This is a genomic window from Rhizobium sp. BT03 (assembly GCF_030053155.1).
Classification (GTDB): domain Bacteria; phylum Pseudomonadota; class Alphaproteobacteria; order Rhizobiales; family Rhizobiaceae; genus Rhizobium.
The window spans coordinates 3,590,699-3,603,935 of record NZ_CP125640.1 but is presented as its reverse complement, the minus strand read 5'-3'; the positions used below and the strand labels follow the sequence as shown (position 1 = coordinate 3,603,935).

Here is a 13,237-nt window from a genome sequence, read left to right as displayed (position 1 = left end):
TCTTGACTCCAGTAGAATGTTGAAGAAGTAATAAGTCAAGACAATTGACTTAATAAGGGACCGGAGAGTTCCAGGGAACGCAGGACGCCGACAACGGCTCCGACGACGCTCCGAGACGATTTCTCGACACCGATGGCGCAGGCCCTCGGCAATGCGCAAATGTCAAAAACTGGAGGCTGCAATGCTGAAATCCTTTACCAAGACGCTTCTGGGTGCGGCTTTGATCGGCGCATCTCTTGCACCGCACGCTTTCGCCGAGACGACGCTGAACGCGCTTTTCATGGCGCAGGCCGCTTACAGCGAGGCCGATGTGCGCGCCATGACCGATGCCTTCGCCAAGGCGAACCCTGATATCAAGGTCAATCTCGAATTCGTCCCCTATGAAGGCCTGCACGACAAGACCGTGCTGGCGCAGGGTTCCGGCGGCGGTTACGACGTCGTGCTCTTCGACGTCATCTGGCCGGCCGAATATGCCACCAACAAGGTGCTGGTCGACGTCTCCTCCCGCATCACAGAGGAGATGAAGAAAGGCGTACTGCCGGGCGCCTGGACCACCGTGCAATATGACGCCAAATATTACGGCATGCCGTGGATCCTCGATACCAAATACCTGTTCTACAACAAGGAAATCCTCGAAAAGGCCGGCATCAAGGCGCCGCCGAAGACCTGGGACGAGCTGACCGAGCAGGCCAAGACCATCAAGGACAAGGGTCTGCTCGCCACCCCGATCGCCTGGAGCTGGTCGCAGGCCGAAGCGGCGATCTGCGACTACACCACCCTCGTCAGCGCCTATGGCGGCGATTTCCTCAAGGACGGCAAGCCGGCCTTCCAGACCGGTGGCGGCCTCGACGCCCTGAAATACATGGTCGGGAGCTATGCCTCCGGCCTGACCAATCCGAACTCCAAGGAGTTCCTGGAAGAGGACGTCCGCAAAGTCTTCGAAAACGGCGATGCCGCTTTCGCGCTGAACTGGACCTACATGTACAACATGGCCAACGACCCGAAGGACAGCAAGGTCGCGGGCAAGGTCGGCGTCGTGCCGGCGCCGGGTGTCGCCGGCAAGAGCGAGGCTTCGGCCGTCAACGGCTCCATGGGCCTCGGCATCACCTCCGCCAGCAAACATCCCGACGAGGCCTGGAAATACATCACCTTCATGACCTCGCAGGCGACACAGAACGCCTATGCCAAGCTCAGCCTGCCGATCTGGGCCTCCTCCTACGCGGACCCGGCCGTTACCAAGGGCCAGGAAGAGCTGATCTCGGCCGCCAAGGTCGGCCTTGCCGCCATGTATCCGCGCCCGACGACGCCGAAATATCAGGAACTTTCGACGGCGCTGCAGCAGGCGATCCAGGAATCGCTGCTTGGCCAGTCGACGCCTGAGGACGCACTGAAGTCGGCCGCCGACAACAGCGGCCTCTGAGCCCGGCATGAACCCCGGGCGGCGCCTGTCGTCGCCCGGCTCGATAACCTAAGAATGAAAAAGGGTCGCCTCGATGTCGGGCACATGGCTGACAACGCGCGCGTGGCTGTTGATGCTGCCGCTTCTCGTGGTCATGATCTCGGTCATCGGCTGGCCGCTGGTCGATACCGTCGGCCTCTCCTTCACCGATGCCAAGCTCGTCGGCACCGGCGGCAATTTCGTCGGCATCGACAACTACGTGAAGATGCTCTCCGGATCGAATTTCCAGCGCACGCTCGTCACCACAGCATGGTTCGCGATCGTCTCGGTCGCCGCCGAGATGGTGATCGGCGTGCTTGCCGCCCTCCTGCTGAACCAGCAGTTCCGCGGCCGCACCGCGCTGCGCGCCTTGATGATCCTGCCCTGGGCGCTGCCGACCGTCGTCAACGCTACGCTCTGGCGGCTGATCTACAATCCTGAGTACGGTGCGCTCAACGCCGCGCTGACGCAGCTTGGTCTGCTCGATGCCTATCGCTCCTGGCTCGGCGAGCCGGGCACGGCGCTGGCGGCCCTCATCGTCGCCGACTGCTGGAAGAACTTCCCGCTGGTGGCGCTGATCGCGCTTGCCGCGCTCCAGGCCGTGCCGCGCGACATCACCGCCGCCTCTCTGGTCGACGGCGCCGGCGCTTTCGCCCGCTTCCGCTTCGTCATCCTGCCCTATCTCGCCGGCCCGCTGATGGTGGCGCTGGTGCTGCGCACGATCGAAGCCTTCAAGGTCTTCGACATCATCTGGGTCATGACCCGCGGCGGCCCGGCCAACAGCACCCGCACGCTGTCGATCCTCGTCTATCAGGAAGCTTTCTCGTTCCAGCGGGCGGGCTCCGGCGCATCGCTGGCTCTGATCGTCACGCTGCTGGTGACGCTGCTTGCCGCCGGCTATGCCGCCCTAGTGCGCAAGACCGCCGGGAGTGCGGCCTGATGGAACGCCAAAATCCGCTCTTTTCCGCCTTCATCCATGTCTGCGCGCTGCTGCTTGCCGCCGTCATCCTGGCGCCGATCCTGTGGCTCTTCATCATGAGCATCTCGCCGGCCGCCGACCTTGCCGCAAAGCCGCTGCGCTGGTGGCCGCAGACAGCGGATTTCTCCCGTTACGCCGTGCTGCTTTCGACGCTGGAGAACAGTGCCGGCGCCGCCTTCACCTCGTCGCTGCGCAACAGCATCGAGGTGGCGGGCATGGCGACGATCGCCGCCATCGCGCTCGCCATTCCGGCCGGCTGGGCCGTGTCGCGCACGCCCTCGGTGGGGTGGTCGCTGTCGATGGTGATCGCCACCTATATGCTGCCGCCGGTGGCGCTCGCCGTGCCGCTCTATATGGGGCTTTCTCATCTCGGCATGCTGAACAACGTCTTCGGCCTTGCCTTGGTCTATCTCACCATCCTGGCGCCCTTCACCACCTGGCTGATGAAATCCGGCTTCGATTCCATCCCGCGCGAGATCGAATCCGCCGCGATGATCGACGGCGCCGGCCTGTTCCAGACGCTGAGGATCATCACGCTGCCGCTCGCCGCCCCTGTGGTCGCGACATCGAGCCTCTTCGCATTCCTGCTTGCCTGGGATGAATTCTTCTATGCGCTGCTCTTCACCTCGGACCAGCGCGCCAAGACGCTGACCGTCGCCATTGCCGATCTCGCCGGCGGGCGCGTTTCCGATTACGGACTGATCGCCACGGCAGGCGTGCTCGCCGCCCTGCCCCCGGTGCTGATCGGTCTCGTCATGCAACGCGCCCTGATTTCAGGGCTTACCAGCGGCGGCGTCAAGGGATGACGATGACAACAGACAGAATCCGGCCGGCCGGACTTGCGGCGATCGATCGCGAAATGGCGCGCCAGCACGCCGATGCGATCGCCTCTTATGAAGCCGCCGCCCCCATGGCGGCAAGAGCTGCCGCCTCGCTGAAGAAGACCGGACGGCTACTTTTGATCGGCATGGGCGGCTCGCATGCGGTCAACCGCGCCGTCGAGCCGCTCTACCGCGCCCTCGGCATCGAGGCCGTCGCCCTGCCGCTCTCCGAGCAGCTCGGCCAGCCGCTGCCGATCGCCGGCAAGACAATCTTCGTCACCTCGCAATCCGGCGAGAGCGCTGAAGTGGTGCGCTGGTTCAACGAGACCGGCGGCACGCAGGAGACCTTCGGCCTGACGCTCGAAGGCAGTTCCTTCCTCGCCAGAACCGCCCCCTCACTGATCGGCAGCGGCGGCACCGAACTCGCCTTCGCCGCTACCCGCAGCCTGACCGTGACCTTCGCCCTGCATCTCGCGATCTTGGCCGCTCTCGGTGAAGATCCCACGGGCGCACTTGCCGTCCTCAAGACGCCCGAAGACCATGACGTCTCAGCGGCGCTTGCCGCACTCGAAACCGTCTCGACCGTCGTCACCTCCGGCCGCCGCCTGCAAGGCGTCGCCGAGGCTTTGGCCCTCGGGCTGGCGGAGCTTTCGCGCCGCCCCTGCTTTTCTCTCGAAGGCGGCCAGCTGCGCCATGGTCCGATGGAGATGCTGGGACCGGAGATCGGCCTCGTGCTGTTCCGCGGCCTGGACGGGACATCAGGCCTCGTCACCGCCATGGCGGTCTCCGCCGTCGAGACCGGCGCGCCTGTCGTCCTGTTCGACGCCTCGAACGAAGCCGCGGTCGCCGGGGCGGTGACGATCCGTTTTGCCCCGGCGACGGGCCTCGCGGCGATCTTCGCCATGCTGCCGGTTGCCCAGCGGCTGATGATCGCCTTCGCCGACGCCCGCGTGGAGAATGCCGGAACGCCTGTCCGGTCCACCAAGATTACCCGGAGTGAATGAATGCGGCCGCTTGCAGTCATCGGCAACGTCAATGTCGATCTCATCCTCGGACCGGCCGCCCCCTGGCCGAAAGCCGGGACGGAAATCATCGTCGATCATGACGAGCTCAGGGTCGGCGGATCGGCCGGCAACAGTGCGCTCGCCTGGCAGGCGCTCGGCATCGAATTCGAGATTGCCGCCAATATCGGCAGCGACCAGTTCGGCCGCTGGCTGGCGGAAGCCTTCGGTCATCGTTCCAGAAATTGGCCGGTGCGCCCCGAGAGAACGACGCTTTCCGTCGGCATCACCCATCCGGACGGCGAGCGCACCTTCTTCACGACGACCGGCCATCTGCCACGCTTCAGCCTCGCGGACGTCTTCGCGGTCATCGACGGCGAAAGGCTGCGCGGCGGTTACGCGCTTCTCTGCGGCGGCTTTCTGACCGACGACCTGGCGAGCGAATATGACGCCTTCTTCGACTGGGCCGACAGCCACGACATCACCGTCGCGCTCGATACCGGCTGGCCGCTCGACGGCTGGACCGAAAAAAATTGCGATGCCGCCCGCGCCTGGCTTTCCCGCAGCGGCATCGCCCTCCTGAACGAGGTCGAGACGACGACGCTTGCCGGCGTCAACGATCCGATCGAGGCCGCCCGTGAGATCAGGTCGCATATGCCGGAAGGCGCGATCGTCGTCGTCAAGCGCGGCCCGGACGGCGCCGTCGCGATCGGGCCGGATGGCCTCTCGGTGTCGGCGGCCGCGCCCGTCGTCAAGGTCGTCGATACGATCGGCGCCGGCGATGTCTTCAACGCCGGTTTCCTCGCCGCGCTCGCAAAGGATGAACCTCTGGTTTCCTGCCTGAGAGCGGGGACCGAGGTCGCCTCGCGCGCCATCTCCACCCTTCCCCGCAGCTATGGCGAGCCATCGTCTCCTCAGGAGCCCGTGTCATGAGCGCGCTCAGCATCCAAAACATCCGCAAGACCTATGGCGAGGTGGAGACGCTGAAAGGCATCGACATTTCCCTGGAAAGCGGTGAGTTCCTCGTGCTGCTCGGCTCGTCGGGCTGCGGCAAGTCCACGCTGCTCAACATCATCGCCGGCCTTGCCGAGGCAACCAGCGGCGATGTCAGGATCGGCGGGCGGTCGGTGCTCGGCGTGCATCCGAAGGACCGCGACATCGCCATGGTTTTTCAATCCTATGCGCTCTATCCCAATCTGACGGTGCAGCGGAACATCGGTTTCGGCCTGGAAATGCGAAAAGTGCCGGCGCCCGATCGCGACAAGGCGGTGCGCGACGCCGCCAAGCTCCTGCAGATCGAAAATCTCCTCGACCGCAAGCCGAGCCAGCTCTCCGGCGGCCAGCGCCAGCGCGTCGCGATCGGCCGGGCGCTGGTGCGCAAGCCGGAGGTCTTCCTCTTCGACGAGCCGCTTTCCAATCTCGACGCCAAGCTGCGCATGGAGATGCGCACCGAGATCAAGCGGCTGCACCAGATGCTGAAGACCACGGTCGTCTATGTCACCCATGACCAGATCGAGGCGATGACGCTGGCAAGCCGCATCGCCGTCATGCGCGACGGCCGCATCGAGCAGCTCGGCACGCCCGAGGAGATCTACAACCATCCGGCAACGCTCTATGTCGCCACCTTCGTCGGCGCCCCGCCGATGAACCTGCTGAAGGCGACAGTGCGCGATGGCCGGCTCGCGATTGCAGGTTCCGATGCCACTCTGCCCCTGCCCGCCCGTTTCCGCGATGCGGCCGGCAACGGCCGCGATCTCGTCCTCGGCATCCGTCCCGAGGCGCTTCGCACCGACGGCGTCGGCCTATCGATCGAGGCAACCGCGGAGGTTTCGGAACTGACCGGCCCCGAACTGGTCGTCACCGCCTTTGCCGGAAATCAGCGGCTGATGGCCTGCCTGCCGCCGCGCACGCCGATCGGCGACAACGAAAAACTGACCCTCTTCTTCGACGAGGAGGCAATGCATCTCTTCGACCCGGAAACGGGTCTCAGCTGCCGCCGCACACAATAGGCCGGTCGGACGCCGTGAGCTGTCGTTCAATTCGCCGCGTCGGCAGGCTTTCGCTTGTAAACATGGATATAGTCGACGAGCAGAATGGAAGGGTTCGGCGTTTCATCGATCGGCCATCCCGAGCCGAGCGCCAGATTGACCAGCGGATAAAACGGCATGTGAAACTCCTTCGGCGTGTCGAAGCTCCAGAGGTACTGGCGATCCAGATAGAAGGTGGTCTTGTCGGCTTGGATATCGACGCCGTAGGTATGATACTCGCTGTTTAAGATTCCGTCCTCGACCGTTTTCCAATAGCCGCCGGTCGAGTTCTGGCCGCCCTGGCTCTGACGCCAGATATGAAAACCCATGCTGAATTCGTAGGGCGCGCGGCCGTAATATTCCAGCACGTCGATTTCGGCGGTGTATTTCGACCGGTCGAGCCCGATCAGCCAGAAGGCCGGCCAGACGCCCTTGCCCGGCGGCAGCTTCATCCGTGCTTCGAAATAGCCGAACTGCTGCGAGAAACCTTCGCCCTTCGGGTTCACCGACGACAGCAAGCCCGAGCGCCAGGTGCCATCGGCCTCCTTGCGCGCTTCGATCTTCAGAATTCCCTGGTCGGTGGTAAACGGAAAGCCGGGAGCCGGATCGGTGAAGCGGGCATCACCGAAATCGCCATTCCAAGGCGTATGGGCGATCCAGCGTGAGCTTTTCTCTCCCCAGGCCGAAACGTCGAGGCTGTCGAAACTCTCCTCGAATGTCAGCTGGTATGCATCGATATTGAGCGGTTCCTGGGCCACGCTGGGCCGGCCGGGCAACGCCCCCAGACCGAGAACGACGAGCAGACCGAGCCCTTTGGCAGATATCCCGTAACGCATTGTTACTCCTTTAAAAACGCCGAACCAATCATTGCGCTGCACTTTTCCCGATCATGAAGTGAGAACCCCGTTTCGTCGCGGCATGAGCCTTTGAACGACGATCGTTTCGATACCATCAGGCCTTCCGACCATCTGCCACAGCAGCAAGGCGACAACCCAGAAAATGCCCGCTGCCACCCCGCCGCAAAGCGCGACGCAGACGATAAGGGTGACACCGACGGGCATGGCGACGAGCATCGGCTCCATCCAGAGCAGGAAGGCGATCATCGGCAGGCTCGCGGCCAGCGGCCGGCAAAAGGAATTCAATTGCGCGGCAAAACTCGCGCCGATCAGCCGCCGCGTAATGACGAGCGACGCGCCGTAGGCGACGAGGACTGCCACGATCCGCGCGCCGAGCGCCCCCGCCACCTGAAAATAAGCGATGCCCAGAATGGTGACCGGCACCCTCACGGCGAACTCGACAAACATCCTGAGAGCGACATAACGGGTATTGTTCATGACCATGGCCAATGGCGGCATCATGTTCGTGGGAAGACCGAGCAGGCTGACAAGGCACAGCCATTGCAGGATCGGCGCCGACGATGCCCATTTCTCGCCGACGAGGATACGCACGGTCGGTTCGGCGAGAAGGGCAAGCGCGATGAGAACGGGTGCCGCGACGAAGGTGATTGCATTCGTCGCCTTCAGATAGGCGGCAATCAGGTTGCGGCGGTCTTCGACCGTGGAGAAGGCCGCCATCAGCGGGCGCAGCAACGGTCCGACAAAGGTTTGATACGGAATAGCCGCGATATTGTCGGCGACGCTGAAGGCGCCGAACGTCGACAAGCCCGTAAAACGCGGCAGAAGCAGCCGGTCCAGCTGCCAATTGATCGAATTCAGCACCTGCGACACGGTATTCCAGCTGATCATGTCCTGAAAATGCTTCCATTCGGAAAGGCTGAACGTCGGTCGCATTGGCGCAAAGACATAGGAGGTGATCATCGCCGCCGTCGGGCCGGCGACCGCTCCGATCGCCAGCCCCCAATAGCTGCCTGTCGCCACAGCTACACCCACCCCGAACAGCAATGTCGATCCCTTGGCGATGAGATCGAGCGCGAATTCGCGTTTGAAATCGAACCGCTGCATGAAAAGAACCATGCGCGGGCTGATCATGCTGCGCATGGCAGGCGCGATCGACAGAACGGCGACAAGGGCGAAAAGCCGGGAATCGTCGTAAATGAGCGCCATTGGCCAGGAGATGGTCATCATCAGCAGGCTGATGGCGAGCCCCCTCAGCAGGCTGAGAGTGAAGGCCGTGGCGAACATCTCGTCCGAAGGCGACGATTGACGCATCAGCGCCTGCGTCAACGGCAGGTCCAGGACCGCCTCGACGATGACCAGGACCGACGTCGCGATGGCGACCAGGCCGAAATCCGCAGGGCTCAGCAGCCTTGCCAGGACAAGGAGGCTGACGAAATCGAGCATCCGCGCGAGGAATTTTCCACTGATGGTCCAGATGCTCGCCGTCGCCGTCCGCTGAGATACGCTTGACATGATCTGCTTATCTATTCCTCGTCGAGAGGTTGAGACGGTTTCGGTCGGGGCGCGGCAAAGCGGGCTGCTGCGTTCCTTTCGCTTCAGCCCGGCCGCCTTGCGAAGACGCCGGCAGATCCGCCTTCATGGCTGGACAGCTGTTGCTCGATGAGACCGGACAGACGATCACGGAATACGGCGGAGGAGAATTTCAGCGAGTGCGCGCGGATGGCATGTGGATCGATATCGTCCTCGACCTCTTCGAATGCTGCCATCGTTTCCAGAAGGGCTTCCGTCGTCTGCTCAGCGAAGCGAAAGCCGACCTGCGGCGCGGACACGGTTTCCCGGGCGCCGCCGGCATCGAAGGCCAAAACCGGCCGCCCTGACGCCATCGCTTCCACCGGCAGGATGCCGAAATCTTCCGTGCCCGGAAACAACAGCGCGCGGCATCGCGACAGGTGGTCGCGCAGCACGTTGAAGGGCTGATGGCCGAGAAACTCGACCGTCGGTCCGGCGATCGACTTCAGATAAGGGAGTTGTTCGCCCTCGCCGATCACCACCAGGTTCCGGCCGGCCTCGGTGCAGGCGCGCACGGCGATATCCGGCCGCTTATAGGTGGTGAGCTGTCCCGCATAGAGGTAGAATTCGCCTTTCCCCTTGCCCACCGCAAAATCGTCGATCGCAACCGGCGGATGGATGACGACGGAGTCCCGGTCGTAGAAGCGGCGGATGCGGCTTGCGACATAATCGGAGTTGGCGACGAACACATCGACGCGCGAGGACGTCGTCACATCCCAGGCGCGCAGCATGGGCGCGGTAAGCGACATCAAGGCGCGCCCCACCCAGGGCAGGCCATGGCGATAGACATGGAACTGATCCCAGATGTAGCGCATCGGCGAATGGCAGTAGCAGACATGGAGAGCGTCGGCGCGCGTGATGATGCCTTTGGCGGGCCCGGATTCGCTCGACAGCACCAGGTCGTAATCCTGCAGATCGAACTGCTCGAGCGCGAAGGGCATCAGCGGCAGCATCTTGGTATAGTGCCGCTGGGCGCCGGGGATCTTCTGCAGGAAGGACGTGCGGATGTTCCGCGTCTTCAGAAAATCGCTGATGCGATCCCGGTTGCAGACGAGGGTGAAAATATCGGCCTGCGGAAACATCCGGCACAGCTCTTCGACAACCTTCTCGCCACCGCGCATCGAAACGAGCCAATAGTGCACAATGGCGACGCGAAGTTTCCCGGTCTCTTTTGTGCTTCCGGCCTCGGCGGCGCGTCTTTTCGCCATGACGGGCGCATCGGCAAGAAATGCCCTCGCGTCGGGAAGAGAGGTCGTTGCTTTAAGGGTCAACTGAATACTCCTTGTATCGCCGCGCCGTCTGCCGGCTCGGAAACCGCATTCGTCGAAATCAGGCTGTGGTATTCGGCAAGCAGCGCATCGCGCCATTCCTCATGTGTCGAGGCGAGATCCGGCGACATCAGGAAAGCCCGCTCGCTCATGGCGCGAACCTCTTGCGCTGGCATTTGGCTGAATCGCCTCAAACTATCGGCAAAGGCGCTTTCATCGGCCGTATCGCAGGCAAGCGCCATGCCGGCTCTTTCCATTTCCTCGGCGAGAAAGGCGCTGCGCGACATGATGACCGGCAGACCGCTCCTGGCCGCTTCGATCGCGACGAGACCGAACGGCTCGGGATAGCGCGAGGGCATCAACAGCGCACGCGCCTTGCGGATGATCGGGCCGATCTCCGCATGCGACTGCCAGCCGAGCGCCCTGACGTGATCTCCCGACACTGCGATCCGCGGCATCAGCGGCCCGTCCCCGATCACGCAGAGCCTGACGCCGGCTTTGCGCGTGGCGGCGACGGCGTCCTCAACGCCCTTCTCCTCGTCCAGCCGTCCGATGAACACGAACTCGTCGTTGGCCTCCGCCTCGATGCGTTTGATGGAGAGGGGAGCGACGGGATTGCGGATCGTCGTCAGCCGTTCCGGCCGATAGCCTGCGCCGACGAGAAAGCTCGCCATCTTCTCGTGCAGCAGAATGATCCGGCCGAAATCGGCCTGCCCCTTCAAGAGCCGGAGGATATTCGAGCCGCGGGCGACCCGCCACAATTTGTGCGAATAACTTCTCTTGTCGCAAGCCGTCGCCATGCAGCTTCCGCCGAGCGGGCGTCGCAGGCAGACTTCCTGCGCCTGATAGTCGAAGAAGGCGCCGTTCGGGCAGGCCGTGAAGAAATCATGCGCGTGAACCACGCATCGTCCGGCGACCGGCGCCAGCGCCCTGAAAATCGCGGGAGACAGGATCTGGTGCCAGCCGTGTACATGGTAGACGGTGTTGGCGGTATCCTTTTCGGCAATCCAGTTCGCCACCATGCGGACGGCGGCGCCATTGTGAATGCCGGTGACGAACGCCTTCGCACGCTCGGCGCTGAGCAGGTCGCAGCTGTTCAGCCCGACCATCGAGACCCCGAGTGCGGCAAGCTCCGCATTGGCGGCGTCATCCCCGCAAATATAGGTCACGGGAATGCCGAGCCCGCGGAAAAGCTTGGCAGACAGCACCGCCAGGCCTGTCGCGCCGCCTCTGGCCACCGAATAGTCGTCGATGACGACCACGCGATCGATCTTTGCCGCGCGGGGGCCGGGAAAGCGGCCGACGCTTATTGCGGTGGATCGGATGCCCTCGGAAAGCGACGGGCGCATTACTTCACCGAAACCGCGCCGTTGGCACAGGCCTCCAGCGCCTTGCGGTTGAGAATGCGGATCTTACCCTGCCCTCCGTCGATGATCTTGCCTTCCCGCAGGCGCCGAAGGCATTGATTGACCTTCTCGCGCGACGCCGGCAGCGTTGCGGCCAGGTCATTTTGCGAGATGATCAATTCGTCCCCGCTGTTTGCCGGGTCTTTTCCATAAACAGCCGAAAGCCGCAGCAGCGTGCTGGCCAGCCTCGACTGCAGGCTCGACGCCGCATTCGCGATGATCCGGAGCTCGAGCTCCGAAATACGCGCCAGCGCCCTGGAAAAGACCTTTTCGCGGAAGCTGGGATCGCTGGCATACATGTCGCGCAGCAGCCGACCTTCGAAGAAATGCAGCTCGCAGTTGGAGCCGGCTCGATATTCGAGGCTCAGCGTCTGCCTGCGCAGAACTTCAAGCTCGCCGATCAGACCTGATTTTGGAATGATCTCGACAATGAATTCCCTGCCGTCGGGCAGCATCGTGCTTGCGCTGACCACCCCCGAATGCACGCGCGCGAACATGTCGATCAGGACGCCAGCCCCGGCAATCACCTCGCCGCGCCGGAAACGCCGGACGCTCGACCGGCAGGAGAGAAATTCATCGTCGAGCACTATGCGGCTGCCGAGATGAATGCCGCTGGTGGCCGATATCGCCGCCTTGCCGATGCCGGCCCGACGATCTGATGCGTGTGTCACCCCGTCCATGCGCATAACTCCAATACTCGAATAACGATTAAGCATGCTGCACTGCATCATCTATATTGGCTTAATACCCAAGTCAAATAACATCGCCGATGGGCAGTGTAAAAATTGAGACTACATTTAGATTAAGAAGGAAAATACATTATTTATGACGATTAAAATATCGATATGCCAAAATAATGACCACATTATTTCATGCATCTGCCTATTGAAAAGTCCTATCAATCAAAAAGCGGAAATAACCCAAATTTGGATATCCAGAAATGGAAATGGTGCTTTGTAGATTAATCACCCAAGGAGAGCTAGATTCTTATTTAGAATGAAAATAAATCGATCGAGGTACAATCGGAATTCTCTTCTACCGTTTTAGTAGCATAAAGAATTTATTAAGGATTATGACTTTGGTAACAGACATCCAGAGTGCGGCGCAGCAAACTTTGAACGGTTCTTAATCGGAAAGTTTTGGAGACCCCCGATGGCATGGGAAGCACATAGTTTCGAGGCATGGTCGCGTGTCGGACGGCCTGCGAAAAGCGGCGACATCCATGCGTCCCAGCCTGGTGCAGCAGCCAGAGCATCCAAGCGCGCCCTCGACCTTCTGTTGGCGATCACCGCCCTTATCCTGCTTTCCCCGCTTCTGCTGCTCGTCGCAATGATCGTGAAGTGCTCCGACCGCGGCCCGGTCTTTTATTCCCATACGCGCATCGGTTTCGGCGGAGCCCCGTTCGGATGCCTCAAATTTCGCACGATGAAGACCGATGCGAGCGTTCAGCTTGCCGAATTGCTGCAGAACAGCCCGGCTGCGCGCAGCGAATGGGAAGCGACGCACAAGCTGAAGGATGATCCGAGAATCACGGCCGTCGGCGATATCCTGCGGCGGTCGAGCCTCGACGAGCTCCCCCAGCTGTTCAATGTCCTGCGTGGCGAAATGAGCTTGGTCGGCCCCCGGCCGATCACCGCCGAGGAATTGCCGCGCTACGGCGAGCACATATGGGCCTACATGGCCGTCCGTCCTGGACTGACCGGTCACTGGCAGACCAGCGGGCGCAACGATGTCAGCTACGAGCATCGGGTTTCGCTCGACGTTCACTACCTCAACAACTGGTCGTTCGGCCGGGACTTGATCATCATCGCCAAGACCATCCCCGCTCTGTTTTCGCAGCGTGGCTCGTACTGAGCATTCAAATGAGAGAG

The 13,237-nt window shown here is 62.2% G+C and carries 12 protein-coding genes; 7 read left to right on the top strand and 5 right to left on the bottom strand.

Annotated features, from left to right (window positions below):
- Positions 1 to 181: 181 nt before the first annotated feature.
- The 6 genes from QMO80_RS17530 to QMO80_RS17505 all read left to right on the top strand — a co-directional run bounded on the left by QMO80_RS17530 (position 182) and on the right by QMO80_RS17505 (position 6,248).
- On the top strand, positions 182 to 1,420 hold the full coding sequence (locus QMO80_RS17530; protein ID WP_283197662.1) for an extracellular solute-binding protein: 1,239 nt from the start codon (positions 182 to 184) through the stop codon (positions 1,418 to 1,420).
- Positions 1,421 to 1,493: 73 nt separating this feature from the next.
- Positions 1,494 to 2,378 carry a carbohydrate ABC transporter permease gene (locus QMO80_RS17525; protein WP_283197661.1) on the top strand — a complete coding sequence of 295 codons (885 nt, stop codon included), beginning with the start codon at positions 1,494 to 1,496 and terminating at the stop codon, positions 2,376 to 2,378.
- Positions 2,378 to 3,223 (top strand): carbohydrate ABC transporter permease, encoded by an 846-nt coding sequence (locus QMO80_RS17520; protein ID WP_283197660.1) that lies wholly within the window; start codon positions 2,378 to 2,380, stop codon positions 3,221 to 3,223. The genes QMO80_RS17525 and QMO80_RS17520 overlap by 1 nt, the downstream gene beginning before the upstream one ends.
- Positions 3,220 to 4,242: an SIS domain-containing protein gene (locus QMO80_RS17515; protein WP_283197659.1), complete on the top strand. Its 1,023-nt coding sequence runs from the start codon at positions 3,220 to 3,222 to the stop codon at positions 4,240 to 4,242. The genes QMO80_RS17520 and QMO80_RS17515 overlap by 4 nt, the downstream gene beginning before the upstream one ends.
- Positions 4,243 to 5,172, top strand: coding sequence for a PfkB family carbohydrate kinase (locus QMO80_RS17510; RefSeq protein ID WP_283197658.1), 930 nt, complete (start codon positions 4,243 to 4,245; stop codon positions 5,170 to 5,172).
- Positions 5,169 to 6,248, top strand: a complete 1,080-nt coding sequence (locus tag QMO80_RS17505) for an ABC transporter ATP-binding protein (protein WP_283197657.1) — start codon at positions 5,169 to 5,171, stop codon at positions 6,246 to 6,248. The genes QMO80_RS17510 and QMO80_RS17505 overlap by 4 nt, the downstream gene beginning before the upstream one ends.
- 26 nt (positions 6,249 to 6,274) lie before the next feature.
- Here the strand turns inward: QMO80_RS17505 and QMO80_RS17500 are convergent, their stop codons facing one another.
- From QMO80_RS17500 to QMO80_RS17480, 5 genes are all read right to left on the bottom strand, one after another.
- Positions 6,275 to 7,102, bottom strand: a complete 828-nt coding sequence (locus QMO80_RS17500; protein ID WP_283197656.1) for a glycoside hydrolase family 16 protein — start codon at positions 7,100 to 7,102, stop codon at positions 6,275 to 6,277.
- A 51-nt stretch (positions 7,103 to 7,153) separates the two neighbouring features.
- On the bottom strand, positions 7,154 to 8,635 hold the full coding sequence (locus QMO80_RS17495) for a lipopolysaccharide biosynthesis protein (protein ID WP_283197655.1): 1,482 nt from the start codon (positions 8,633 to 8,635) through the stop codon (positions 7,154 to 7,156).
- A gap of 83 nt (positions 8,636 to 8,718) precedes the next feature.
- On the bottom strand, positions 8,719 to 9,963 hold the full coding sequence (locus QMO80_RS17490) for a glycosyltransferase family 4 protein (RefSeq protein ID WP_283197654.1): 1,245 nt from the start codon (positions 9,961 to 9,963) through the stop codon (positions 8,719 to 8,721).
- Positions 9,960 to 11,309, bottom strand: a complete 1,350-nt coding sequence (locus QMO80_RS17485) for a glycosyltransferase family 4 protein (protein ID WP_283197653.1) — start codon at positions 11,307 to 11,309, stop codon at positions 9,960 to 9,962. Before QMO80_RS17485 ends, QMO80_RS17490 begins: the two co-directional genes overlap by 4 nt.
- Positions 11,309 to 12,046 carry a Crp/Fnr family transcriptional regulator gene (locus tag QMO80_RS17480; protein ID WP_283197652.1) on the bottom strand — a complete coding sequence of 246 codons (738 nt, stop codon included), beginning with the start codon at positions 12,044 to 12,046 and terminating at the stop codon, positions 11,309 to 11,311. The genes QMO80_RS17485 and QMO80_RS17480 overlap by 1 nt, the downstream gene beginning before the upstream one ends.
- Before the next feature lie 472 nt (positions 12,047 to 12,518).
- Here QMO80_RS17480 and QMO80_RS17475 point away from each other — a divergent pair, with 472 nt between their 5' ends.
- The gene (locus tag QMO80_RS17475) at positions 12,519 to 13,220 is read left to right on the top strand and encodes a sugar transferase (protein ID WP_283197651.1); all 702 of its coding nucleotides are present in this window, start codon (positions 12,519 to 12,521) and stop codon (positions 13,218 to 13,220) included.
- Positions 13,221 to 13,237 lie beyond the last annotated feature (17 nt).

Bases quoted from the DNA above. Each gene is read 5' to 3' on its own strand.
- QMO80_RS17500 (WP_283197656.1), bottom strand. From the start codon at position 7,102: ATGCGTTACGGGATATCTGCCAAAGGGCTCGGTCTGCTCGTCGTTCTC.
- QMO80_RS17530 (WP_283197662.1), top strand. From the start codon at position 182: ATGCTGAAATCCTTTACCAAGACGCTTCTGGGTGCGGCTTTGATCGGC.
- QMO80_RS17495 (WP_283197655.1), bottom strand. From the start codon at position 8,635: ATGTCAAGCGTATCTCAGCGGACGGCGACGGCGAGCATCTGGACCATC.
- QMO80_RS17480 (WP_283197652.1), bottom strand. From the start codon at position 12,046: ATGGACGGGGTGACACACGCATCAGATCGTCGGGCCGGCATCGGCAAG.
- QMO80_RS17475 (WP_283197651.1), top strand. From the start codon at position 12,519: ATGGCATGGGAAGCACATAGTTTCGAGGCATGGTCGCGTGTCGGACGG.
- QMO80_RS17505 (WP_283197657.1), top strand. From the start codon at position 5,169: ATGAGCGCGCTCAGCATCCAAAACATCCGCAAGACCTATGGCGAGGTG.
- QMO80_RS17510 (WP_283197658.1), top strand. From the start codon at position 4,243: ATGCGGCCGCTTGCAGTCATCGGCAACGTCAATGTCGATCTCATCCTC.
- QMO80_RS17520 (WP_283197660.1), top strand. From the start codon at position 2,378: ATGGAACGCCAAAATCCGCTCTTTTCCGCCTTCATCCATGTCTGCGCG.
- QMO80_RS17485 (WP_283197653.1), bottom strand. From the start codon at position 11,309: ATGCGCCCGTCGCTTTCCGAGGGCATCCGATCCACCGCAATAAGCGTC.
- QMO80_RS17515 (WP_283197659.1), top strand. From the start codon at position 3,220: ATGACGATGACAACAGACAGAATCCGGCCGGCCGGACTTGCGGCGATC.
- QMO80_RS17525 (WP_283197661.1), top strand. From the start codon at position 1,494: ATGTCGGGCACATGGCTGACAACGCGCGCGTGGCTGTTGATGCTGCCG.